The sequence below is a fragment of the Nonomuraea sp. NPDC052129 genome (genome assembly GCF_040680095.1).
Taxonomy (GTDB): domain Bacteria; phylum Actinomycetota; class Actinomycetes; order Streptosporangiales; family Streptosporangiaceae; genus Nonomuraea.
This window is the reverse complement of the sequence record NZ_JBFAVX010000001.1, coordinates 702199-724866: the sequence shown is the minus strand read 5'-3', so window position 1 is coordinate 724866 and position 22668 is coordinate 702199. Positions and strand designations below refer to the sequence as shown.

Genomic DNA, 22668 nt, shown 5'->3' with positions numbered 1-22668 from the left:
GTTGCGGTTTCAGTTCTTGACGGCGCCGTCGAGCAGCCCGCGCACCAGGTGGCGCTGGGCGAACAGGAAGACGAGCGCCACGGGCACCACGGTGAGCACACCCGTGATCGCCGCTTCTGGCCGGTGGATGGGCAGATCGCTACCGCCCAGCGCGGGGTTGAGCGCCGGTGAGCCGGAGATGAGCACGCCGAGCCCGACCGGGAGGTTGAAGGTCTCGTCGTCGCCGAGCATCACGAACGGCAGGAAGTAGTTGTTCCAGTTGCCGATGAAGGCGAAGAAGGTCAGCAGCGCGATCAGCGGCTTGCCCAGGGGCAGGGCGACCCTGGCGAACAGGGCGGCCTCCGAGCAGCCGTCGATCCTGGCCGCCTCCAGCACCTCGCGCGGCAGCAGGGTGGAGAAGTAGATGAAGGCGAGGTAGACCCCGAACGGGTAGAGACCGGCGGGCAGGATCACCGACCAGGCGGTGCCGGTGAGCTGGACCGCGTTCACCTCCAGGAAGAGCGGCAGCACGAGCGCGGCGGGTGGCACGATCATCGCCAGCAGCGTGGAGAGGAGGATGACCCGCCGCCCGGCGATCTTCGTCGCCGCCAGCGCGTACCCGGCCAGCAGGGACGTGGTCACCGACAGCAGCACCGCGCCGCCGGTGTAGAGCACCGAGTTGCCGATCCACTGGTAGATGACGCCGTCGTTGAAGGTGGTCAGGTTCCGCCAGGCGGTCAGGTAGCCGCCGAACGAGCCGAAGGACAGCGGATGCCCGCCGGTGATCTGGGCGTCGGACTTGGTCGGCGCCAGCACCAGCCACACCAGCGGCAGCGCGCAGGCCAGGGCCACCAGGCCGAGCACGACGGACAAGGACATCCGCCACACCCACGCCCCGCCGAGCCGATCGGTCATCGGTCGACCTCCGTCTCGAAGAACTTGGCCTTGAACACCAGGAAGCAGGCGGCCACAGTGCAGAGGGCCAGCAGCATCAGGCACAGCGCGGCGGCCGCGGCGAAGTCGCCGTTGTCGAAGGCGAACAGCAGGCCCAGCTGGTTCAGCGACCAGGACTTGGAGCCGGTGAAGGCCACGCCGTACAGCAGTTGCGGCTCGATGAAGATCTGCAGCCCGGCGGTGAAGGCCAGAATGACCATGTAGACCACGTACTTGGAGATGAGCGGCAGCTTGATCCGCAGGGCCGTCTGCCACCAGGTGCAGCCGTCCATCCTGGAGGCCTCCAGCACCTCCTGCGGCACTCCCTGCAGGGCGCCGTACATGATGACCACCCACTGACCGAACCCGGTGGCGAAGGCCATCAACGCGAAGATCACCACCAGGTGCGCCGGTTTCAGCACGTCGTTGCCGGTCCGCAGGCCCATGCCGCTCAGCAGGGGCGCGAAGGGGCTGAGCGCGGGCTGGAGCATGACGTACCAGAGCAGCACACTGGCCGAGCCGGTGACCGCGCCCGGCAACATGTAGACCAGCCGCAACGTCGTGCCGTACAGGGGACGCTGGTCCTGGACGAACAGGGCCAGCAGCAGCACGCCGATCACCATGACCGGCAGGTACAGCGCCATGAACAGCGACACGTTGCCCACCGCGGGCAGGAACCGGAAGTCGGCGGTCGCGTTGACATAGGCCCGTGGGTCGCTCAGGGACTCGTAGAGCGCGTACAGGATGGGGCCGATCCCGAAAACCACCAGCAGGATCAGGTACGGGGCCACGCACAGCCAGCCGAACAACTTACCCGACGTCATAGCCCTGGGCCTTCGCCAGGTTCACCAGCTCGGTCTGCAGCGCGTCCAAGCCGGCCCCGACGGTGCCGCCGGAGCGGATCGCGGGGACAACCGTCTGGGTGAAGGCCCCCTCCACGTCATAGCGGGTGGGCTGCTGCACCGGGTTGACCTTGGCCGCCTGCTCACGCATGACCGGGAACGGGTCGGCGGCGTAGAACGGGTCAGCGGCCAGCCGCTTGGCCCACGCGTCGGCCGAGGGGCCGTAGGCGGGGTAGGTCGGCGCGCTCTTCTGGTAGCCGGCGTCGGTGGTCATCCACTGGATGATCTCGGCGGCGCCCTTCATGTTCTTGGAGTGGCGGGAGACCAGGTAGACGCCGCCGCCCGCGCTGCCGGACCAGTTGGTCGTCTCGCCGTCCCAGGACGGGTATGGTGCCGCGGCGATCTGGCCGTTGGGAGTGGCGAACAGGTCCTTGGGCTTGAACAGGTAGTCGCCGAGCCAGGAGGCGCCGGGCAGCATGAGGACCTTGCCCTCCTTGCCCAGCTTGGCCATCTCCGGGTCGAAGAGCCCCGCCTTGGTGACCGATCCGTTCTTGATCAGGGGGTCGAGCACGTCCGCGACCCGGGTGCACTTGGCGTCCTTCAGGTTGATGTGCACCTTGTCCGGCCCGGTCACCTGCTGGATCGGGCAGCCGCTGGACCAGAAGTAGTCGTAGTAGGTGAAGAAGCTGCCCGCGCTGCCGATGACATAGCCGGGGTGCTCCTTGGCCACCCGCTCGCCCAGCGCCCGGTAGTCGGTCCACGTCTTGGGGAGCTGGTAGCCGAAGCGCTCCATGAGCGGCTTGTTGTACCACAGCACGGTTTGGGCCAGGTCGTTGCGCAGGCAGTACAGCTTGCCGCCGACCTCGCAGGGCGCGTTGGCCGTGCCGAAGTCCTTGCGGATCTGCCCGGGCAGCAGCGAGTCGAGGGGCTGGGCGTAGTTCAGCTTCCCGGCGAACTGGGAGACCACGTTGGGCTGCCCCGCGAAGACGACGTCCGGCCAGCCCTTGCCGGTGCGGTTGAACAGCTGGATCTTCGTCAGCAGGCTCTGCCCGTCGTAGGTCTCGACCTTCATCTTCAAGTTCGGGTGGGTCTTCTTGAACTGCTCGAATCCGGCCAGCCGGGTGGGGTCACTCCACACCAGTAGCGTCGCGTCGCGGTCCTCGGTGATGGCCCCGCCGACGGCTGCGGGCGTGCTGGACGAACAGGCGGTGAGCAGGGCGCCTGCGAGGCACGCCGTTATGGGGATGCGAACTCTGATCACAGCTGGCCTCGACATAATCGTGTACGATGTTTGAAGTCAGATGTTGCATGCACGTTACGCCGACGTCAACCCCATGTGCCGCTAGGGTGGAACGCCAGGAGGCTTGGATGACCGACTCCCCGAGGCTTGGATGACTGACTCCCCATCGCCAGAACTGGCGCTCCCACGGCGGCAGGTGCTCGCCGACGACGTCTACGACGTGTTGCGAGAAATGCTGCTCAGCGGGCACATTCCGCTCGGCAGCCGGGTCAAGATCGATGCTCTGGCCACGCAGCTCAAGATCTCCAACACGCCGATCCGCCAGGCTCTGGGGCGGCTGGAGGCGGACGGGCTGGTCAGCAAGCATCCCTACCGCGGCTTCGTCGCCGCCGACCTGCCCGACCGCAAGACGATCTCCGACCTCTACGAGTGCAGGCTGCTGCTCGAACCTCCCACCGCGCGCCGCGCCGCCGAGGAGTTTCGTACGGAGGACCGGGCGTTCCTGCGCCGGCAGGTCGACGTGCCGGGCGGCGACCTCGCCGTGCTGGCCAAGGCCGACGAACTCCTGCACGGCAAACTCGCCCAGATGTCGGGAAACCTGGTCGTGGCCGAGACGCTGGAGCGGTTGTTCGTCCGTTCGCGCGCTTTCCGGATCTTCTACGCCAGGGAAGGCGCCGCCGAGCTCACGCGCGACGAGCACGAGGCCATCGTGCGGGCGGTCGTGGCGGGCGACGGCCCGGCCGCGGCGGACGCGATGACCGCCCACCTGCGGTCGGCGGGGCAGCGAATGCTCGCATCACTGCCGTGAGGCTCACAGCCGTGAAACTCACGGCCGGACGCCTGAGGTTCGCGGCCGGGCTCACTGCCGTGAGATTCGCGACCGGGTACTGAGCCCGGGTACTGAGGCTCGCGGCCGGGTGCTGAGGCTCGCGGCCGGGTGCTGAGGCTCGCGGCCGGGTGCTGAGGCTCGCGGCCGCGAACGCGTTCTGTGCGGGTCAGGCGGCGTAGTGCGGGTAGCCGTAACCGACGACCTGAGAGGTGGGACGGACACGCTGCTCGACCTTGCCGTTGCCGGTGTTGCCCTCGATCGTGGAGATCGTGCCGTCGCCGTTGTCCTTGACCACGAATCCGACATGGCTGATGGAGCTCAAGTCCTTGCTGCCGCTCCAGGAGTAGAAGACCACGGCGCCGGGCTTGGCCACGGTGCCCCAGCGGTGGTTGGCGGCGAACCACTTGGCGTGGGCGACGGTGTAGGCGTCCCAGCCGATCTGGGGGCGGGCGCCGCTCTCCTCGCCGACCCAGGAGACGAACATCGAGCACCAGGCGGCGTTCAGGTAGTCCTGCCTGCTGCCGCCGTCACGCTGGACGGTTTCGGCGGCGCGGGGTGAGTTCACGTACCACTTCTGGAACTTGGTGCCGCCGCCGTTGGCGTCCTCGGACGTGCCGACCTGGGCCTTGGCCAGGTTCAGGACCTGCTGGGCGGTGACGTTCACCTGGGCCTCGCCGTTCCTGCCGCCCTGCGCGGAGGCGGGGGCGGCCTGAGCCGCGATGGGGGTGTGCCATGCGGGGGCCGTGGCGGCGTTCGCAGCGGTGTGGGCGCCGAGGGCGGCGGCGGCGATGGTCGCGCCGAGCGCGATCTTGGCATAGTTGATCTTGGGGGTGCGGATAATGGTGATTACTCCTTGCTTCCATTCCGCTTACCGGGTTAGCTGACGGGCTCGGGCGTGGAAGCTGCCCTACAGCACGTTGACGTGCCGATTAGCCCCGATCGAGACATGGGTCCCCGGTCCCGCGCACAGGCGGGTTCAGCGGTCACAGGTGATTGCCTGTGATGCATGTGATGGGTATGACGTCCGTACTCGGACATTGGCGGCGCGGCCAGAGGCATACTCGCTGTCTAGGCCAGGCGCACAGAGGGGTCTAACGCACCCCTGACCTGGGTAATTCCAGGCAATGAAATCGCCACGCCCAGCACGGCCGGCTCGTCGATCCGTCAAGTAGCGGGGGTACCTTGGTGAAGTCGCGCCAGGGCGCATCTGGAAAAGGTTCGCGTACGGTCTGTCGAATTCGCCTCGCCTGTCCGATGTAGAGGCGTACCGACCGGACAGACAGCCAAGGAGACCCTCATGGCGATGACGGCCGCGGCGGACGCGGGCCAAACGGACGCGGGCCAAACGGAGGTGGGACGGGCGGAGGCGGGTCAGGCGGTGGCCGACGCGCATCGGCGGGAGTGGGCTTTCGTGCTCGCCGCGACCGTGCGCGTCGCGCAGATCTGGACCTGGCCGAGGAGTGCGTTCAGGAGGCGTACCGGGTTCGACTTGCGCTGCCACTGACAGAAGACACCGGACCCGCCCGGCCGCCATGACCTCCGGGTCACGCAGCCGGCCGGTACTTGCCGATCAAGAGGCGAAGGGCCTGCACGCATCCAGCTTCGGCCTCGCGGTACACCTCCATCGCGTTCCTGGCAGAGGATATGGCTCCTTGACGTTCCTCTTCCCACTCACGCGCTTCACGGCCGAAGCGCCGAGCGGCGGCCATGCTGGATGAGTCCGAAAGACGCCCGGCAAACGATTCCACCGCAGATTCGTCGAGCCCACGCCAGTCGCCGCCGCCCTGCGGCCGGGGCTCGGCCAGGAGAGAGAGGAACATCTGGACGGCCGTCTCATGTTCCTTGTTCGCGTGGTCGGCCCAGTGCCTCGCGTTGACTACCTGGGCTCTGGCCAGCGACGCTTCATGTGAGAATTCGAGAAGAATGTCTCCGCAGTCACGATAGATGTCGGCGATCCTGCCGGTCCGGGCACTCATCTCCACGAAAATCTCATGGAGCCTCGCGCCGTCGTCATCTTTCGCATACACGCCTCGGCTCGTGTAGAGCAGAGCCCTGATCCGGGCGTCGTACTCCGCGACCCGCTTCACCGCATCTTGCAGCTGTCCGGCAAGCGACGCAACCTCGACCTGGTTCGCCGGCAGGGGGTCATCTGTCAGATCCAGCGCGTGCCAGGGAAAAGTGAACGTGGGCAGCCCAACGGCCGACCATCCCGAGGAGAGGGGAACGCCGAAGTCCGTAGCGGGCATCGGCTCCGCGGCTTGATGCGAACCACCACCGAAAGACCGGCTCACAGTCGACAGCAGGTTCGTGGCCCGGCTCAATGATTCGCGCACCGTCTCCTGCGACTCGGACACGAGCGAAATGAAGTCGGCCAGGAGCGCCTCGATCGACGGTGAGTCGAGATTTGCCAGACCCATCTGGAAACGCGCACCCACAGGAGCCGCATTGTTCCAGTCATTTCGAAGTTGGCCGAACGACACCCCGATAAGCCCGATCGCACGCAGGGCCAAGTCGTTGCTCGGATTGCTCCGGAGAATCGTCAGGTAGATCTCCGCGGCTTCGAGGAAGCGGTGGCGAAGGCACAGGAGATGCGCGAGGCCGAGAGCGAGGTCTTCATCATGCGGATCAAGCCCGAGGCCGGTCCGGAAGGCGCGTTCTGCCTCATCCCATCGCTCACGGTCCGCTTCCACCTCGCCGAGCGGAAGCAGACCGACCGCTACCTCGGCGACCGCGAGATGGGCGAGCGGATCATGCGGATCGGCCCTGACGGCCATCGCGGCGGTTCGCTGAGCTTCGTCGCGTTCGAACACCTCCAGCCGGCACTTCGCCAAGATGTACAGGGACGGCACCCAGTCCGGCGCCAGCCTCGCAGCCTCTGTCGCCGCCCGCAGGGCGGCCCCTCGCCGGCCGAGGCCGAGGAGAACGGATGCGAGCAGGTAATGCGCGTACTCGCTGCCCGGATCAATGCGGAGAGCGGAGACGACCGCGTTGTGGGCATCCTTCGTCCTTCCCAGACTTAACAGGCATCGAGCGGTCATGCGATGCGCCTCGGCCGCCGTGTCGTCAGAGACGAGCGCCGGGCCGAGTGCATCGAGCGCGTCCTGCCAGCGCCTCAGGTCGACGAGATTCCGGGCGGCTGCCAGAGCCTTCTCACTGTGGTTCATGTCAGATACCGCCATTCGTGATACGTAGGGCGACCAGCATCCGGTCTTGACGGACGGCCTCACCGCCGAGCCCGAAGTCACATCATCCGCTGCTGCTTGAGGTAGCTGAGCAGGTCATCGTAGGCACCACCCTCGTTCGCGAACATGGCGACGCCTTTCGCCGCGTCGAACCAGGGGCCGGTCGAGGGCCGCACCTGCCTCAGGGCCGTTTCAAAGTCGGCCATGCCGATCATTCGGACCGTCCCGCTGCGCGATGACGCGATGAGCGCCTGTTCGGCTGCGGTGTCGCACAGATGCCCGAGATCCGCGCCGGAGAATCCGTCCGTACGAGCAACGAGGGAAGTCAGATCGATGTTCTCCACCGGCCGGTTTCTCAGGTGGAACTCCAGGATCGAGCGCCGCGCGGTCGGGTCAGGCGGGAGTACGAGGACCGTACGGTCGAACCTGCCCGGCCGGCGAAGAGCCGTGTCGACGTCCCACGGCTGGTTGGTCGCCCCAAGGATGAACAGACCCTCGTTGTCGGCCGCCACACCGTCCATCTCCTCCAGCAACTGGTTCACGACGGTACGCATCCCACTGCCACGAGACTGGCTGCGCTTCTGGCCGAGGGCGTCCACCTCGTCCAGGAACAGTACGCAGGGCGCCTTCCTTCGGGCCTGGGCGAACAGCTCGCGCAGGTTCCGCTCGGACTGGCCGAAATACAGGTCGAGGACATCGGAGATGCCGACCACGATGAACGAGGCCCCGAGCTCCCCAGCGACCGCACGGGCGAGGAACGTCTTGCCGCATCCGGGCGGCCCATACAGCAGCAGGCCACCGCGCAGGCTTGTGCCATACAGTGCGCGCAGCTCAGGATTGCGCATCGGGGCCAGGAACGCGACCTCCAGTCGATCCTTGACGTCCTCCATACCCCCGATGTCGGCCAGCCGCAGTCCTGGAGTCTCGGTCTCGTAGGTATCCGGGTTCGCGCCGGCGGGCTCGTCGGCGAAGCGCGGCCCGACCAGGCCGGCCACGTCGCTCTCCGCCGCCGTCCAGTCGAATCGCTCTTTCGGCGGCACCTCCAGCGGGGCATCGGTTCGGGGTAGCCGCGGTTCGGCCACGGCCTCCGCCTCCGCGTTGCCGGTCTCAGCGCCGGAAGGCCGTCTCTCGAGAGCGGTGACCATGAAGTCCCTGGCCTGGTCACAGGACGGGTCGTACCGCAGTGCCTCGGCGGCCTCACTCATCGCGCCGGGAAGATCACCAGAGTCGAGGAGAATCTGCGCGAGATGCAGCCTGAGGGTGACGTCCTCAGGCCGTGCGTCCAGGGCGGCGCGAAGGCTGGTCACCAACCGGTCGTGAGCGTCCATAGAGAAGAACCGTCCTGTGCACAGTCGTGAATCGAAAGTCGGCCGGGTTGGCGGGGGCCCGGGCACAGCACCTTACCTTGATCGTCGGACGCCCCCTGACTCCCGCCGCGACGCCGGACGAAGCAGCGTGGAGTGCGAGGGCTGACAGTGGCAGAGCTTTCGCCAGGCCTGAAGCCACTCCCGCTGTTTGACGGGCTTCCTCATCGAGCCGGGCTGTCAGGATGAGCCGCTATCGTGCGGCCGTGACCGGTCCCACACAGCGCCCGCTGCTCTTCCTCGATGTCGACGGACCACTCATTCCCTTCGGCGCGGCTCCGGAGCGGCATCCGACTTATCCATCGGGCCGTGAACTACGACGGGCCGGCTGACATCGATCGAACCTGGCTATCCGCGCACCACCGAGGACATGCCCTGCTCCATCGTGTCGATCCCGGTCAGGGCCTCGGCGACGCCGACTACGCCGCTCTGGACGAGTGGTCGCACAGGATGCGCGGCGACCGCGCCGGACTCACCTCTGGACCCACCCCCTGACCTATCGGCAGGCCGGAACAGGCGGATTACGTGCGCCGCACGCCCCTGCCGAGCGACCGCCGTGAAGTCAGCGTGAAAGTGGCGCCTCCGGTCATCCCATCACGGCAATCGGTCTGGGCAATGATCGAAGCCCTTTGCAGCGGGGCGGGCATCAGACAGCGGCCAGGGCCGGGGAAAGACGATCCCCGGCCCTGGCGCGCGTGAACTACGCGAGTCCCAGCTGGGCCTCGAAACGGCCCTCTTCGAGGCGCCGCTTCACGGTGGTCAGGAAGCGGGCCGCGTCGGCGCCGTCCACGAGGCGGTGGTCGTACGTCAGCGCCAGGTACACCATCGACCGAACGGCGATGACCTCGCCCTCAGCGGTGTCGATCACGACGGGACGCTTCACGACGGCGCCGGTGCCGAGCATGCCGACCTGCGGCTGGTTCAGGATCGGCGTGTCGAACAGGGCGCCGCGGCTGCCCGTGTTGGTCAGCGTGAACGTGCCGCCGGTGATCTCGTCGGGCGTCACCTTGTTGGCGCGGGTGCGCTCGGCCAGGTCGGCGGTCTTGCGGGCGAGGCCGGCCAGGTTGAGGTCGCCGGCGTTCTTGATGACCGCCGCGATCAGGCCGCGCTCGGTGTCGACCGCGAGGCCCAGGTGCTCGACGTCGAAGTAGGTGACCTCCATGGTCTCGTTGTTGATCGTGGCGTTGAGCTTCGGGTGCTGCTTGAGTGCCTCGATGGCCGCCATCTCGAAGAACGGCATGAACGACAGCTTGACGCCTTCGCGGCGCAAAAAGTCGGCCTTCGCCTGGTCGCGCAGCCGGGCGATCTTGGTGACGTCGACCTCGACGACCGTGGTGAGCTGGGCCGCGGTCTGCAGCGACTCGACCAGGCGCTTGGACATGGTCTGCCGCAGTCGCGACATCTTCTCCGTACGGCCGCGCAGCGTGGTGTCGACCTCGACGGGCTCGGGAGCGGCGGCGACCGGAGCCGGCGCGGCCTGAGCGGGCGCGGCGGCGGGAGCCGGAGCGGCCTGGGCGGCGGCGGGAGCCGGCGCGGCGGCCTGCTCGCGCTGCGACTTGGCGGCCTCCAGAACGTCCTGCTTGCGGATGCGACCGCCCACGCCGGTGCCGGTGATCGACTCGAGGTCGACACCGTGCTCGTTGGCGAGCTTGCGCACCAGCGGCGTGACGTAGGGGCTGTCACCCGAGGACGGCAGCGGGGTCGGCTCGGCGGCGGCCGGAGCCTGCGGGGCGGGCGCCTGAGCGGCCGGAGCCTGCTGCACCGGAGCGGGCGCCGGGGCGGGCGCGGGCGCCGGGGCCTGAGCCTGGGCAGGAGCGGGCTGCGGGATCGAGGAGACCGGCGCGGGAGCCGGGGCCGGCTCGGGCTCCGGCTGCGGCTCGGGCTGCGCGGCGGGCGCCGGCGCGGCCTCCTGCGTGGCGGCGCCGCCGGCCTGGCCGTTCTCGTCGATGACGGCGAGCTCGGCGCCGACCTCGACGGTCTCGTCCTCAGCGACGACGATCTTGGTGAGGACGCCGGCGGACGGCGACGGGATCTCGGTGTCGACCTTGTCGGTCGACACTTCGAGGAGCGGCTCGTCGGCCTCGACGCGCTCGCCCTCCTTCTTCAGCCAACGGGTCACCGTGCCCTCGGTGACGCTCTCGCCGAGCTGGGGCATCTGTACAGAGACCGGCATCGTTATCTTCTCTCGCGTTCTTATTTCGAGGGCTTGAATTAGTTGTGTACGTGCAACGGCTTGCCGGCCAGGGCCAGCATCGCCTCACCGACGGCCTCGGACTGGGTCGGGTGGGCGTGGATGAGCTGGGCGACCTCCGCGGGCAGCGCCTCCCAGTTGTAGATCAGCTGACCCTCGGTCACGAGCTCGCCGATGCGGCGGCCCACCATGTGGACGCCCACGACGGGGCCGTCCTTCTGGGCGATGACCTTGACGGCACCCGCGGTGCCGAGGATCTGGCTCTTGGGGTTGCCCGCGAGGTCGTAGACCTGTTCGACGATCTCGATGCCGCGCTCGGCGGCCTGCGCGGACGTGATGCCCACCGAGGCGACCTCGGGGTCGGAGTAGGTGATCCGCGGCACGCCCGCGTAGTCGATGGCGGGCGGGTTGAGCCCGGCGATGTGCTCGGCCACCATGATGCCCTCGGCGAACCCGGCGTGGGCCAGCTGGAGGGTCGGGATCAGGTCGCCGATGGCGTAGACGCCGGGGACCGAGGTCTGGCAATGCTCGTCGACCACGACCGCGCCGCGCTCGACCCTGATGCCCTGCTCCTCGAAGCCCATCCCGGCCGAGACGGCGCCGCGGCCGACCGCGACCAGCAGCAGCTCGGCGTCGAGGGTCTTGCCGTTGGCGAGGGTGACGACCACACCGGTGTCGGTGGTCTTGACGCCCTCGAAGAAGACGCCCAGCTCGTACTTGATGCCGCGGCGGCGGAAGGCGCGCTCCAGCAGCTTGGAGCTCGACTCCTCCTCGGTCGGCAGCAGGTGGGGCAGCGCCTCGACGATCGTGACCTCGGCGCCGAAGGAGCGGTAGACGCTGGCCAGCTCGACGCCGATGACGCCGCCGCCCAGCACGATCACCGAGGAGGGCACGCGGTCCATCCTCAGCGTGTGCTCGCTGGTGATGACGCGCTCGCCGTCGATGTCCAGGCCGGGCAGCGACTTGGGCGCGGAGCCGGTGGCCAGGACGATGTCGCGGCCCTCATAGACCTCGGAGCCCACCTGGATCCGGTGCGATCCGACCAGGCGGCCCTCGCCTTCGACGATCGTCACGCCGGCGCCCTTGAGCAGGCCTTGCACGCCCTTCCAGGCGCGGGTGACGATCTTGTCCTTGAACGCGTGGACGGCCGGCACGTCGATGCCGTCGAACCGGGCCTTGACGCCGAACGTCTCGCTCTCGCGGGTCTCGTCGGCGACCTCGGCCGAGTGCAGCAGGGCCTTGGTGGGGATGCATCCCCTGTGCAGGCAGGTGCCGCCGATCTTGTCCTTCTCGATCAGGGCGACCGTCTTGCCCAGCTCAGCCGCCCGTAGCGCGCAGGCGTATCCGCCGCTGCCGCCTCCCAGGACGACGATGTCGTAGGCCACAGTCAGGCTCCTTGTCGGGGTGTTCGTGATGCCGTCATCTTTTCATTTGTTTCAGATGCTCGCGTGCCGCTCGGCCAGTCCGATGAGCGTGCGGGTGATGGCCCCGGTGCCGCCCTTCGGCGTGTAGCCGTGCGGCTCGCCCTTGTTGAACGCGGGTCCGGCCATGTCGATGTGCGCCCAGCGCACCCCGTCGGGCACGAACTCCTTCAGGAAGATGCCCGCGGCCAGCATGCTGCCCCAGCGTTCGGGCTGGAGGTTGGCGATGTCGGCGATCGGGGAGTCGAGGCCCTTGCGCAGCTCCTCAGGCAGCGGCATGCCCCAGGCGCCCTCGCCCGCGGCACCGGCCACCTCGACGACCAGCTCGCGCACGGCGTCGTCGTTGGCCATGACGCCGGCCGTGCGCCAGCCGAGCGCGACGATCTGCGCGCCGGTGAGGGTGGCCACGTCGACGATCAGGTCGGGGGAGTCCTCGGCGGCGCGGGCGATGCCGTCCATGAGGACCAGGCGGCCTTCGGCGTCGGTGTCGAGCACCTCGACGGTCTTGCCGCTGTAGCTGTGGATGACGTCGGAGGGGCGCTGCGCGGTGCCGCTGGGCAGGTTCTCGGCCAGGCAGAGGTAGCCGACGACGTTGACCTTCGGGGCGAGGCGGGCGACGCCGATCAGGGCGCCCAGGACCGCGCCCGCGCCGCCCATGTCGGATTTCATCCAGTCCATGGAGGCGGACGGCTTGAGCGACAGGCCGCCGGAGTCGAACGTGATGCCCTTGCCCACGTACGCCAGCGTCTTGGTGGCCTCGGGGTGGGTGTAGGAGAGGCGGACCAGGCGCGGCGGGTTGGCCGAGCCCTGGCCGACGCCGATGAGGCCGCCGTAGCCGCCGTCCTTGAGCTGCTTCTCGTCGAGCACCTCGACGCTCAGCCCGGCCTCCCCGCCGCGCTGCTCGGCGATCTCGGCGAACTTGGCCGGCCACAGGTCGGAGGGCGGGGTGTTGACCAGGTCGCGGACGAGCGTGACCGACTCGGCGAGCACGGAGGCGCGGCCGGCGATCCCGTCGGATCCACCCGCTTCGTTCGCCGACAGTACGGTGAGGTCGCCCACGGGCGCCTTCACCTCGCCGTTGGTGCGGTAGCGGGAGAACCCGTAGGCGCCCAGCAGCGCGCCCAGCGCCACGGCCTCGGCCTGGTCGGCCGATTCGGCGGGCAGGAGGAGCGCGGCGCGGGCGGTGCCGGCGAGGGATCGTACGGCGGCCCCCGCGGCGCGGCGTAGCGTCTCGGCGTCGGCGGAGTCGCCGAGACCGACCGCGACCAGCAGCGGAGCGGTGATGGCGCCGAACACGGGCACCTTGGCGAGCTCTCCGGGCTTGCCGGAGAAGCCGACGGCGGTGAGCGTGGCGGCGAGTCTGCCGCCGAAGGCCGCGTCGAGGGACTCGGCGCCCGTGGCGGGGCGAGCGCCTTCGGGGCCGGACCGGAACCCGACGATCAGCGCGTCGGTGTCGAAAGAGACTGGATCTGCTGAGTTCAGCCGCACAGTGGTCACGTAAACCGATGCTATCCAGGGTTTAGAGGTACTCACAAACAGGGGTTCATCCTACCATTCGTCGCCCCGCACACATGACGACTTGGTGCTAGTGTCATTAGCACCATGTTGCTGACTCTGGACCTCAACGACGCGCGTCCCCTGCATGAGCAGGTGGCCGGCGCGATCCGCCGTGCCATCGGCGAGGGCTCGTACGCGCCGGGCGACCGGCTGCCACCCGCCCGCGACCTGGCCGAGGCGCTCGGCATCAACCCCAACACGGTGCTGCGCGCCCTGCGTGACCTGCGTGACGAGGGGCTGCTGGAGTTCAGGCGGGGGCGCGGCGTCAGCGTCGCGGGCCGCGCCGACGGGCGGGCGCTGCTCCTGCAGCGGGCCCGCGAACTGCTGGAAGAGGCCACGAGACTCGGCTACCGCCGCGAAGACCTCATCACGATGCTGGAGGAGCTGCCATGAACTCGCGATTCGCCGTTGCCGCTTGGGGGCTGATCGTCGCCGCCGCGCTGGTCGCGGCCCCACTCGCCCTGCGCGGCCGGCTGCCCGACCCGCTGGCCGTGCACTGGAGATCGGGTCTCGTGCCCGATGGCGAGCACTCGTTCACTGCCTTCCTGGTCGTGAGCGTCGCGACATGGGGCGTGGCCTGGGCGGTGCTGTTCGGAGTCGCGGTGAACGGGAAGGCGATGGAGCGCAGGCTCAGCCGGATGTACTGGTGGGGATCTCTGGCCGGGATGGGGGTGTTCGCGCTCGGCATGAGCTGCGCGACGCTGCTCGCCAACCTCGACGCGCCCACCTGGCGGGAGGCGGACCTGGAAGGCCGCACCATGCTGGCCGTCATCGGCGTCGCGCTCGCCGCCGCGCTCCTGGCCGGCTACCTCGGCAGGGGCGGCCTCGACCAGCGCCCGCCCGCGGGTGAGGAGCCGCCCCGGTTGCGGCTCCAGCCGGGACAGCGCTCGGTATGGGTCAGCCGCATCACCAACTCCTGGCTGACCGCCATGAGCATGGCCGCGGCCGTAGCCCTGGCCGTGGCCGGCGTGCTGGCGATCACCGGAGTCCTGGCGGGCCTGAACATCGGGGGTACGGTGCCCGGGCTGGGCATCGTCCTGTTCGCCGGACTGCTCACCTCGTCGCTCACCGCCCGGGTCACCCGGGACGGGCTGGCGATCGGGTTCGGGCCGCTGGGCTGGCCGGTGCGGCGGATCCGGCTGTCGCAGATCGACAAGGCGTGGTCCGAGTCGCGGTATCCGAGCCAGGTCGGGGGCTGGGGCCTGCGCGGGCTGCCGGGCAGCGCCACCATCATGCTGCGGGGCGGCGAATGCCTGATCATCCGCTACCGCTCCGGCGGGCAGCTGGCCGTGAGCATCGACGACGCCGAGCGCGGCGCGGCCCTGATCAACGCCTTCATCGCGGAGCGGCCCGCCGTACAGGCATGACGCCCTCTCAAGAGGTACGAAGGGCGGCGTCGGTCAGCCGAGAACGGCGCAGATCGTGAGCGCGGTGGCCGTGAAGGGCGGCGTCGGTCAGCCGAGCACGGCGCAGACCGTGAGCGTGGTGGCCGTGGCCGTCTCGACGAGGGCCCCCAACACGTCGCCCGTGACCCCGCCCAGGCGCCGCCTGGCATGGCGGAGCAGGAACAAGGCCGCCGCGAGCCCGGCGGCCACGCCGAGGGGAAGGACGTACACCATCCTTTGTCCCGCCACCAGGCCGAGGCCCGCTGCCGCCGCCAGGGCCAGGGCGGTGGCCGCCCAGGCGGCGCCCGGCCGTACCGTGCCCGCGACCAGCGCGCCGAGCCCGTCGGGGCGGGCGGCGGGAACGGTCGACCGGCAGGCCCAGGTGAGCGCCAACCGGCCGGTGACGCAGGCGATCACCAGGACGGACGGCCTGAGCCCGGTCAGAGCGGGCGGTTCGAGCCCGGAAAGCGTGGCCGCCAGAGATGCTGGCCCGAGCCCGGACAGCGCGGTCGCCTGAGTTGTCGGCGTGAGCCCGGAAAGGGCGGTCACCTGGATGAGCAGCGTCAGCACCAGGGTGATCACACCGAACGGCCCAATATCCGACTTTTTCATGATGTCGAGCGCTTGAGGGGCGGGCTTCCCGCTACCCAGCCCGTCCGCGAGATCGGCCAGGCCGTCCAGATGCAGCCCCCGCGTCAGTACGGCCAGCAGCCCGACCGCGAGCGCCGCACCCAGCAACGGCGGCCCCGGGAGCAGCAACGGCAGACAGGCCACGGCGCCCAGCACCAGGCCGACGGCCGGGGCCAGCACCATCGCCCGTCCCGCCACCTGGCGATCGACGCGTGTCACCCGGACCGGGAACACGCTCAACGTCCCGATCGCGAACCGCACCCCGTCCATCACGCTCTCCCTACGGTCGCCGACGCGCTCACGGACCGGGCCAAGAAGACGCACACCCTCCCTATGGTGTCGGCGCGTCCACGGACCGGGGTCAAGTAGACGCACGTCACGGCGCCCAGCCCGGTGAACCGGAGGAGCGTGCCCCTGGACAGACCTCAGCCGCAGATGGCGGGTGGGGCTCACCGGGCCGACCGTAAAAATAGCAATAACACCCACCCATCGGACGCTGAGGGAGTCCGTGGGCGGCCACTAGGGTGGCCGGATGCACGTTGTTGAACTCGAAGGCGTAGGAGTCCGGGTCGCCGGCAAGTCGCTGCTGAGTGCGGTCGACTGGCGAGTGGAGTACGGCGAGCACTGGGCCGTGCTCGGGCCCAACGGTGCCGGCAAGACGACGCTGCTCTCGCTGGCCGCGGCCGTACGGCACCCGACGGAGGGCACGGTCAGTGTCCTCGGCCACCGGCTCGGCCGGGCCGACGTACGCTCGCTGCGGCGCCACATCGGCCTGGTGGCCTCCAGCCAGCGGCTGATCGACGAGGAACTCCTGGAGGAGGAAGGCGCCACCGCCCTCACCGTGGTGCTCACCGGGCACACGGGCACGAGCGCCCCGCTCTGGGACAGGTACGGCGACGCTGAGCGGGACCGCGCACTGCGCCTGCTGGGGGACGTGGGCTGCAAGGACCTGTCCGAACGCCTGTTCCGGGTGTGCTCCCAGGGTGAGCGGGCCAGGATCAGGGTGGCCAGATCGCTCATGGCGGACCCGGCGGTGCTGCTGCTCGACGAGCCGTTCGCCGGCCTCGACCTGCCGGCCCGCGAGGACCTCATCGAGGCGGTGGAGGACCTGGCGACGACCAGGCCGGTGCTCACCACGGTGACGGTGACCCACCGCCTGGAGGAGGTACCTGCCACGACGACGCACGCCATGCTCATGCGCGACGCGCGCGTCCTGGCATCGGGGCCGGTCGCGGACGTCCTCACGCCCGCGAACCTGTCCGACTGTTTCGGCCGTTCTCTGCACGTCGACCGCATGGAGGGGCGCTGGTACGCCAGAGCGATCCGCCACTAGGGCGTGTATCGAAAGTAGATCTTGGTCGTGGGATGATCTTGGTTCGTGGCGCGTGGAGATCTCACGGACGAACAATGGGCAGTGCTGGAGTCGCTGCTGCCGAACCGGCAAAAGCCCGGTCGGCCACCAATCTGGATTCGGCGACAGCTGATCGACGGCATACGGTTCCGAGTCCGCACCGGCATCCCTTAGCGGGACATACCCGAGAAGTACGGGCCGTGGGGCCGGGTGTACGACCTGTTCCGCCGCTGGCAGCGCAATGGCACCTGGCAGCGCATCTTCACCCAACTCCAAGCCCAAGCAGATGCGAAAGACCTGATCACCTGGGAGATCAACGTCGATTCCACCGTCTGCCGGGCCCACCAACACGCCGCCGGAGCGCGGAAAAGGGGGACTTGCAGAAGGAACCGCCCGGCGGCGTGGCCACCGAGCCGGCCGATCACGGCCTCGGACGCTCGCGCGGCGGACTGAGCGCCAAGCTGCACTTGGCCGTCGAGCAGGGGCAGAAGTCCATGTCCCTCGTGATCACCGCAGGACAGTGCGGGGACTCCCCGCAGTTCGAGGTCGCCCTGGGCCTCATCAGGGTGCCACGCCTGGGCCCGGGCAGACCGCGCACCCGGCCGGATCGCGTACGCGCCGACAAGGCGTATGCCTCCTGGAAGAACCGCGCTTACCTGCGCCAGCGCGGGATCCTCTGCACCATCCCGGACAAGGCCAACCAAGTCCACAACCGCAAGAAACGCGGTTCGCGCGGTGGCCGGCCGCCGAAGTTCGACCCGCAGGACTACAAGGCTCGGCACGCGGTCGAATGCGGCATCAATCGCCTCAAAAGGCACCGAGCCGTGGCCACCCGGTACGACAAGCTCGCGGTTCGCTACGAGGCGACCGTCCTCGTCGCAGCCATCAACGAGTGGTTGTGACCAGCCATTCGATTCACGCCTAAGGAGAACACACGCTGGACACGTCCCCGCCGTCACATGTGTCACTGCGGCCCTTGACGGCGGCGAGCCGGGCAGACCACTCGCGTTCGGCGACGACGAGGCCACGTTCCAGCGTCTCGACGAGCACCGTCCGGCTCACCGACACCACCGTCGGCCCACGCCGGCCCTCGGTGCCGCGGGCAGCACCGCCTCGCTCGTGCACCCGACAGGTGAGGTGCACACGGTCCCCGTCGGGGAACGCGAGCGCTGTCACCTCATTGGTGCACTCCCCCCACTCCAGGAACTCGCACCGTGCGAGTGCCGCCTCGGCCTCAGGCGCGATCCCGGTAACGGCGTCGTCGTACATCCAGCTCTCGGCAAGGCAAAAGAACTCAGACGACGAGGTGAACCCCACCGGCGGCGCGGTTGGCGTGCGAAAGCGACCGAGCTCATCCTTGAGCTCCTTGACCAGTAGGGGCGGGTAAAACGCGTTGTCCCACGTGTTCACATGGAGCCCGCCGACGAAGACGTCGACACACAAGAGCTGCGGATCCTGCTCGACGTGGAACTCCAAACCGAACCCGGCACGCGACCCCACCAACATGGCGACCTCCCCAGCACGGGCGCTACACCTATCGCGCCCCAACCCTACTGATCCACTTTCGATACACGGCCTAGACCGGCGGTACGCCGGAGCGGTCCGTCGCCGGGCCGGGCCGGTCCGGACCGCACGCGGGCGTCGTGTTATCCCCGGTGTCACAGGCGCATTGGGCGGCCGGCGATCACCAGGGCGACATATTCGGACTCGTCGGCGAGGTGCTCATTGAGTCGCCCCAGCTCGTCCCTGAACGCCCGCCCGCTGGCCGTGGCGGGCACCACTCCCATGCCCACCTCGTCCGACACGGCCACGATCCGCTGGGTCGTACCCCGCCACGCCGCCACCAGCTCATCGCAGCGCGCGGCGACCGGCGCCCGATCGCCGTCCCAGGCACCGTACTCGTCGAACACCGCCGCCAGCCACGTACCCAGCCCGTCGACCAGCAGCGGCGTCGTCGCCGCGCGGATCGTCCCCGCCAGGTCGGTGGTCTCCACCGTCGCCCAGTGCGCGGGCCTGCGCTCGCGGTGGGCCCGTACCCGCGCGGCCCACTCACCGTCGCCTTCGCCGCGCGAGCCGGTGGCGACATAGGTGACGTACGGGTCGGCGGCCAGTCGTAGCTCAGCCTCCGCCGACTTGCCCGAACGGGAACCGCCCAGCAGCAGAGTTCTCCTCGGCTGTGCTGGAGCCGGTGGGGCGGCGAGCGCGGTGTCGAGCGTCGTCCCATCCGGCACAGCTCGTACGCCCCACAGAGCGAGCCGCCGCGACAACTCCTCCTCGGACCTGACCCGGTGGTCCATCCCGACGGCCACCACCTGGGTTCCGTCGGCCACCAGGCCCGCCCGGCGCAGGAGCCCGATCCGCTCGGGCCGGTCGAGCGGATCGACCAGCACGATGTCGTACGGGGTAGCCGGGGCCGCCGCCTCCGGGGTCGCTGTCGCCTCCGGGACCGTCGTGGCGTCCGGGGTCGCCGTCGCGGCCGAGAGCGTTGCTGCGTTCGGGGTTACTGTCGCGGCCGGGAGCGCGTACAGCAGGCGGGTGCCATCGGGGCCCTCCAGGGCGTGACCGTCGGCCAAGGTCCGGTAACCGGGCGGCACGTCGTCGAACGGGAAGCGCGCCACACCGTCGACGACGAGCTCGAAGGGTCGTCGGTAGCAGGAGGGGTGCCCAGCACATGAGGCGCACGGGCAACCCGGTTCCGGCCAGCCCGTGGGGCCTGCGGTGCCGGCGAGAAGGAGTTTCACCAGGCCGAGCGTACATAGAGCCCGGCATCCCGGCCTGCGGCGGAGATGCCGCTTTTGGCGGGCTGAGGGTCTTGGGGTTGGGGGTGGCCTGCGGTGGAACTGCTGGTGGTGAGTGGCGGCCCCTCCGACGAGGCGTCGTCCAGCGAGGCGTCGGCGGGTGAGGCGGGGGCGGGTAAGGCGGGGGTGCCGAGGTCGGTGCCGGTGCTGGCCCTCCGACGAGCAACCGCCCGCGGAGGGGCTGACGAAGTGCGTGACGGGCGCGGAGACCGCCTCTATGGCCCAACTACTGGTCTCGGCTGCCAAGGCCCGTGTCAACGCTCAGGGGGACGTGGTGACGATCAACGCCTACCCGGCCAGCAAGCGGGTCGTGGTCAGGGTGGACTTCGGCGACCCCGAGTCCGACGCCTTCCTGTCGGAGGCCGCGGGGTCCTTGCCGCACACCGTCTGGAACGACGGCAGGCCGCCACACGAGCCGCTCCGAAGGCGACTCCCGCCGGCACACGATACGCGCGCGGCATCGATTGACCGCCAAGCTCGGGAGTAAGGTTCCAGTGCCGTCGGTGGGTGCGTCGGCGAACCCGCGGAAAAGGAGCGTATGGCATGACATGGCGGTGGCGTTATGAAAATGCAAATGGTGGTGAGGTAACGGATCGCCCTTTGCCGCGAGAAGTTTTTCCGAGCCAGGCGGACGCGGAGTCCTGGCTTGGCGAGAACTGGGGTGAACTGCTGGAATCCGGGGTCGAGCAGGTGGCGCTGCTCGACGAGGACCGGGTCGAATACACGGGATTGTCATTGCGTCCGGAGTGAAGCAAGGAGAAATGAAAAACCCCTTGAGCGTCATTGTTGCTCAAGGGGTTTTTGCTGCCGGGGATGTTATGGGCGCTTCGGCGGGCTGGCCGTCTTGGCGGGATCGCGCTCGACCACCGGGCCGAGCACGGAGTCGATCCGCTCCAGTACGTCGGAGTCGAGCTTGACCCCGACCGCCTTGACGTTGTCGCGCACCTGCTCGGGGCGGGAGGCGCCGACGATGGCGCTGGAGACGTTCGGGTTCTGCAGGACCCAGGCGACCGCGAGCTGCGCCATGGTGAGGCCCAGGTCGGCGGCGATCGGCTGGAGCTCCTGTACGCGGGTGAGGACGTCGTCGTTCATGAAGCGGGCGATCATGTCGGCGCCGCCGGCCGTGTCGGTCGCCCTGGAGCCGGCCGGCGGGGCCTGGCCGGGCAGGTACTTGCCGGTCAGTACGCCCTGCGCGATGGGCGACCAGACGATCTGGCCGATGCCCTCACGCTCGCTGAGCGGCACGACCTCCGGCTCGATGACGCGCCAGAGCATCGAGTACTGAGGCTGGCTGGACACGATCCGGTCGAAGCCCATGTCGTCGGCGATCTTCAGCGCCTGGGCGATCTGGTCGGCCGTCCACTCGCTGACGCCGATGTAGAGGACCTTGCCCTGCCGTACGAGATCGTCGAAGGTCTTGAGCGTCTCCTCCAGCGGCGTCTCGAAGTCGAAGCGGTGCGCCTGGTACAGATCGACGTAGTCGGTCTGCAGACGCCGCAGCGACCCGTGGATGGATTCGGTGATGTGCTTGCGGGACAGGCCGCGGTCGTTCGGCCCGGGGCCCGTCGGCCAGTAGACCTTGGTGAAGATCTCCAGCGATTCCCTGCGTACGCCCTTCAGGGCCCGGCCGAGCACCGACTCGGCCTTGGTGCCGGCATAGACATCGGCGGTGTCGAACGTCGTGATGCCCTCGTCGAGCGCCGCCTGCACGCACTGCTTGGCGGCGTCCTCCTCGACCTGGGAGCCATGGGTGAGCCAGTTGCCGTAGCTGATCTCGCTGACCTTGAGACCGCTGCGACCGAGGGTACGGAATTCCATAGATCCGACCTTAGGCCCGTCTCATGAGGTGATCTAAATCGGGATAGGGTGCGCGACGTGCTGAAGCTCGTACGGTTGGCGCTGACCGCGGCCATCCTGACCGCGATAGCGGTACGGCTGCGCCGCCGGGCCCGCAGCCTGAAGCAAGGGCCTGAGCAAGGGACGGAGCCGACCGGCCCCGAGCCGATCCTGGGCCGCCCCAGCAGGGCTGATCTGGCGCGTTACCGGGTGCGCGGCAAGGCCCGGCCGGTGATGGCGCTGCTCGGCGTGGCCGCGCTGACCGCGGTGGTCTTCGGGGTGTTCGTCCTCATGGGCATGCCGATCCACGACCGGGAGGAAGACCCTGTCGGCGAGATGTTCCGCGCCGCCGCGAGGCGCTCGGCCATGGCCGCCACCGCTGACCCCGCTCCCGCCCAGCCCGCCACCGACGAGCCCATTTCCGCCGAGTCCGTTCCCGCCGGGCCCACTCCCGACCAAGCGTCCTCGACGCCTTCGCCCGCCGTACCCGATCCGTTCTGCCGCCCCAAGCCGCGTCCGGTCACCGTCCGGCCGCTGGACCCCAAGGTGAAGCGCGCGGTCGACCGCCAGTGGCGGCGTGTCGAGCGGTGGCTGAAGGCCAACGCGCCCAAGACGTACGCGACGCTGGGTCGTCCGGGCCGCGCCAAGACAATCGCTGTGGCCGAGTCGCAGATGGGCGTGGATTTCCCCGACAGCCTGCGCGCCTCGCTGCTGCGCCACAACGGCTCCAGGGGAGCCGGCGCCTTCGGCTTCGGCGCCTGGTTCGACGGCACCGTCAACCTCGGCATCCGCGACATCAGGGACACCTGGCGAGCTCTCTGCGCCAACAACGGCACCGACCCGGCGATCGGGTGGTGGCGCGGCCGGGCGATCCCCGTCCTCTCCTTCGGTCAGCGTGAGGGAGCGGATCTCGAGTACGCCGTGGTCGACTCCATCGGCGGCAAGGTCGGCTGGGACGACACGATCTCCGGCATGAGCCCGCGCCTGCCCTCCTACTACGCGCTGATGCGGACCGTCGCCGACAGCCTGGAGAACCGTACGGAGTTCGACGGCTGGCGGCCCACGGTCACGCGAGGGGTGCTGCGCTGGGAGAAGCCGGAGTGAAAACGGCGAGAAGCCGCGGTGAACCG

The 22668-nt window shown here is 69.2% G+C and carries 21 protein-coding genes, 1 pseudogene and 1 riboswitch; of the genes and pseudogenes, 9 read left to right on the top strand and 13 right to left on the bottom strand.

Going from position 1 to position 22668, the window contains the following annotated elements; genetic code table 11:
* Nucleotides 1-9: 9 nt before the first annotated feature.
* From AB0L53_RS03350 to AB0L53_RS03340, 3 genes are read right to left on the bottom strand one after another with little or no spacing between them, the layout of a single operon-like run.
* A complete protein-coding gene (locus AB0L53_RS03350; RefSeq protein WP_363989563.1) occupies nt 10-894 on the bottom strand; it encodes a carbohydrate ABC transporter permease in 885 nt (294 codons plus the stop codon).
* Nucleotides 891-1736 carry a sugar ABC transporter permease gene (locus AB0L53_RS03345; RefSeq protein WP_363989560.1) on the bottom strand — a complete coding sequence of 282 codons (846 nt, stop codon included), beginning with the start codon at nt 1734-1736 and terminating at the stop codon, nt 891-893. Before AB0L53_RS03345 ends, AB0L53_RS03350 begins: the two co-directional genes overlap by 4 nt.
* A complete protein-coding gene (locus tag AB0L53_RS03340; protein ID WP_363989558.1) occupies nt 1723-3015 on the bottom strand; it encodes an extracellular solute-binding protein in 1293 nt (430 codons plus the stop codon). The genes AB0L53_RS03345 and AB0L53_RS03340 overlap by 14 nt, the downstream gene beginning before the upstream one ends.
* Before the next feature lie 130 nt (nt 3016-3145).
* Between AB0L53_RS03340 and AB0L53_RS03335 the strand changes: the two genes are divergently transcribed.
* Complete coding sequence (locus AB0L53_RS03335; RefSeq protein WP_363989555.1) at nt 3146-3802, top strand: GntR family transcriptional regulator; 657 nt, start codon at nt 3146-3148, stop codon at nt 3800-3802.
* Nucleotides 3803-3989: 187 nt separating this feature from the next.
* Here the strand turns inward: AB0L53_RS03335 and AB0L53_RS03330 are convergent, their stop codons facing one another.
* A complete protein-coding gene (locus AB0L53_RS03330; RefSeq protein WP_363989552.1) occupies nt 3990-4487 on the bottom strand; it encodes a CHAP domain-containing protein in 498 nt (165 codons plus the stop codon).
* A gap of 186 nt (nt 4488-4673) precedes the next feature.
* A riboswitch (cyclic di-AMP (ydaO/yuaA leader) is annotated at nt 4674-4815 on the bottom strand.
* 305 nt (nt 4816-5120) lie between these two features.
* Between AB0L53_RS03330 and AB0L53_RS03325 the strand changes: the two genes are divergently transcribed.
* Nucleotides 5121-5327, top strand: coding sequence for a hypothetical protein (locus tag AB0L53_RS03325; RefSeq protein WP_363989550.1), 207 nt, complete (start codon nt 5121-5123; stop codon nt 5325-5327).
* Nucleotides 5328-5367: 40 nt separating this feature from the next.
* Here the strand turns inward: AB0L53_RS03325 and AB0L53_RS03320 are convergent, their stop codons facing one another.
* From AB0L53_RS03320 to AB0L53_RS03300, 5 genes are all read right to left on the bottom strand, one after another.
* Nucleotides 5368-6987, bottom strand: coding sequence for a tetratricopeptide repeat protein (locus AB0L53_RS03320; RefSeq protein WP_363989546.1), 1620 nt, complete (start codon nt 6985-6987; stop codon nt 5368-5370).
* Nucleotides 6988-7064: 77 nt separating this feature from the next.
* A complete protein-coding gene (locus tag AB0L53_RS03315) occupies nt 7065-8333 on the bottom strand; it encodes an AAA family ATPase (protein WP_363989543.1) in 1269 nt (422 codons plus the stop codon).
* Between the two features lie 736 nt (nt 8334-9069).
* Nucleotides 9070-10542, bottom strand: a complete 1473-nt coding sequence (gene sucB, locus AB0L53_RS03310) for a 2-oxoglutarate dehydrogenase, E2 component, dihydrolipoamide succinyltransferase (RefSeq protein WP_363989540.1) — start codon at nt 10540-10542, stop codon at nt 9070-9072.
* A 38-nt stretch (nt 10543-10580) separates the two neighbouring features.
* Nucleotides 10581-11945 (bottom strand): dihydrolipoyl dehydrogenase, encoded by a 1365-nt coding sequence (gene lpdA, locus AB0L53_RS03305; RefSeq protein ID WP_363989538.1) that lies wholly within the window; start codon nt 11943-11945, stop codon nt 10581-10583.
* 51 nt (nt 11946-11996) lie between these two features.
* Nucleotides 11997-13478 (bottom strand): leucyl aminopeptidase, encoded by a 1482-nt coding sequence (locus AB0L53_RS03300; RefSeq protein WP_363989535.1) that lies wholly within the window; start codon nt 13476-13478, stop codon nt 11997-11999.
* A gap of 105 nt (nt 13479-13583) precedes the next feature.
* Between AB0L53_RS03300 and AB0L53_RS03295 the strand changes: the two genes are divergently transcribed.
* Complete coding sequence (locus AB0L53_RS03295) at nt 13584-13931, top strand: GntR family transcriptional regulator (RefSeq protein ID WP_357944901.1); 348 nt, start codon at nt 13584-13586, stop codon at nt 13929-13931.
* Nucleotides 13928-14905: a hypothetical protein gene (locus AB0L53_RS03290; protein ID WP_363989532.1), complete on the top strand. Its 978-nt coding sequence runs from the start codon at nt 13928-13930 to the stop codon at nt 14903-14905. Before AB0L53_RS03295 ends, AB0L53_RS03290 begins: the two co-directional genes overlap by 4 nt.
* Before the next feature lie 87 nt (nt 14906-14992).
* Here the strand turns inward: AB0L53_RS03290 and AB0L53_RS03285 are convergent, their stop codons facing one another.
* Nucleotides 14993-15823, bottom strand: coding sequence for an adenosylcobinamide-GDP ribazoletransferase (locus AB0L53_RS03285; RefSeq protein ID WP_363989529.1), 831 nt, complete (start codon nt 15821-15823; stop codon nt 14993-14995).
* Nucleotides 15824-16085: 262 nt separating this feature from the next.
* Here AB0L53_RS03285 and AB0L53_RS03280 point away from each other — a divergent pair, with 262 nt between their 5' ends.
* Nucleotides 16086-16886 carry an ATP-binding cassette domain-containing protein gene (locus tag AB0L53_RS03280; protein WP_363989527.1) on the top strand — a complete coding sequence of 267 codons (801 nt, stop codon included), beginning with the start codon at nt 16086-16088 and terminating at the stop codon, nt 16884-16886.
* A gap of 21 nt (nt 16887-16907) precedes the next feature.
* Nucleotides 16908-17806, top strand: a pseudogene (locus tag AB0L53_RS03275) (IS5 family transposase); the annotation flags it as partial.
* 19 nt (nt 17807-17825) lie between these two features.
* On the opposite strand, the gene AB0L53_RS03270 reads toward AB0L53_RS03275, so the two are convergent.
* Both AB0L53_RS03270 and AB0L53_RS03265 read right to left on the bottom strand, forming a co-directional pair.
* Nucleotides 17826-18410, bottom strand: a complete 585-nt coding sequence (locus tag AB0L53_RS03270; protein WP_363989524.1) for a hypothetical protein — start codon at nt 18408-18410, stop codon at nt 17826-17828.
* 152 nt (nt 18411-18562) lie between these two features.
* Nucleotides 18563-19645 (bottom strand): bifunctional adenosylcobinamide kinase/adenosylcobinamide-phosphate guanylyltransferase, encoded by a 1083-nt coding sequence (locus AB0L53_RS03265; RefSeq protein WP_363989521.1) that lies wholly within the window; start codon nt 19643-19645, stop codon nt 18563-18565.
* 274 nt (nt 19646-19919) lie between these two features.
* On the opposite strand from AB0L53_RS03265, the gene AB0L53_RS03260 reads away from it, so the two are divergent.
* Together AB0L53_RS03260 and AB0L53_RS03255 are read left to right on the top strand one after the other, a co-directional pair.
* Nucleotides 19920-20189 carry a hypothetical protein gene (locus AB0L53_RS03260; protein ID WP_357944915.1) on the top strand — a complete coding sequence of 90 codons (270 nt, stop codon included), beginning with the start codon at nt 19920-19922 and terminating at the stop codon, nt 20187-20189.
* Between the two features lie 56 nt (nt 20190-20245).
* Entirely contained in the window at nt 20246-20452 is a 207-nt protein-coding gene (locus tag AB0L53_RS03255) for a hypothetical protein (protein ID WP_214637851.1), read from the top strand.
* Nucleotides 20453-20518: 66 nt separating this feature from the next.
* Here AB0L53_RS03255 and AB0L53_RS03250 read toward each other — a convergent pair whose 3' ends face one another.
* Nucleotides 20519-21520, bottom strand: a complete 1002-nt coding sequence (locus AB0L53_RS03250) for an aldo/keto reductase family protein (RefSeq protein WP_357944918.1) — start codon at nt 21518-21520, stop codon at nt 20519-20521.
* Nucleotides 21521-21577: 57 nt separating this feature from the next.
* On the opposite strand from AB0L53_RS03250, the gene AB0L53_RS03245 reads away from it, so the two are divergent.
* Nucleotides 21578-22642, top strand: a complete 1065-nt coding sequence (locus AB0L53_RS03245) for an SMI1/KNR4 family protein (RefSeq protein ID WP_363989516.1) — start codon at nt 21578-21580, stop codon at nt 22640-22642.
* The last annotated feature ends 26 nt before the right edge of the window (nt 22643-22668 follow it).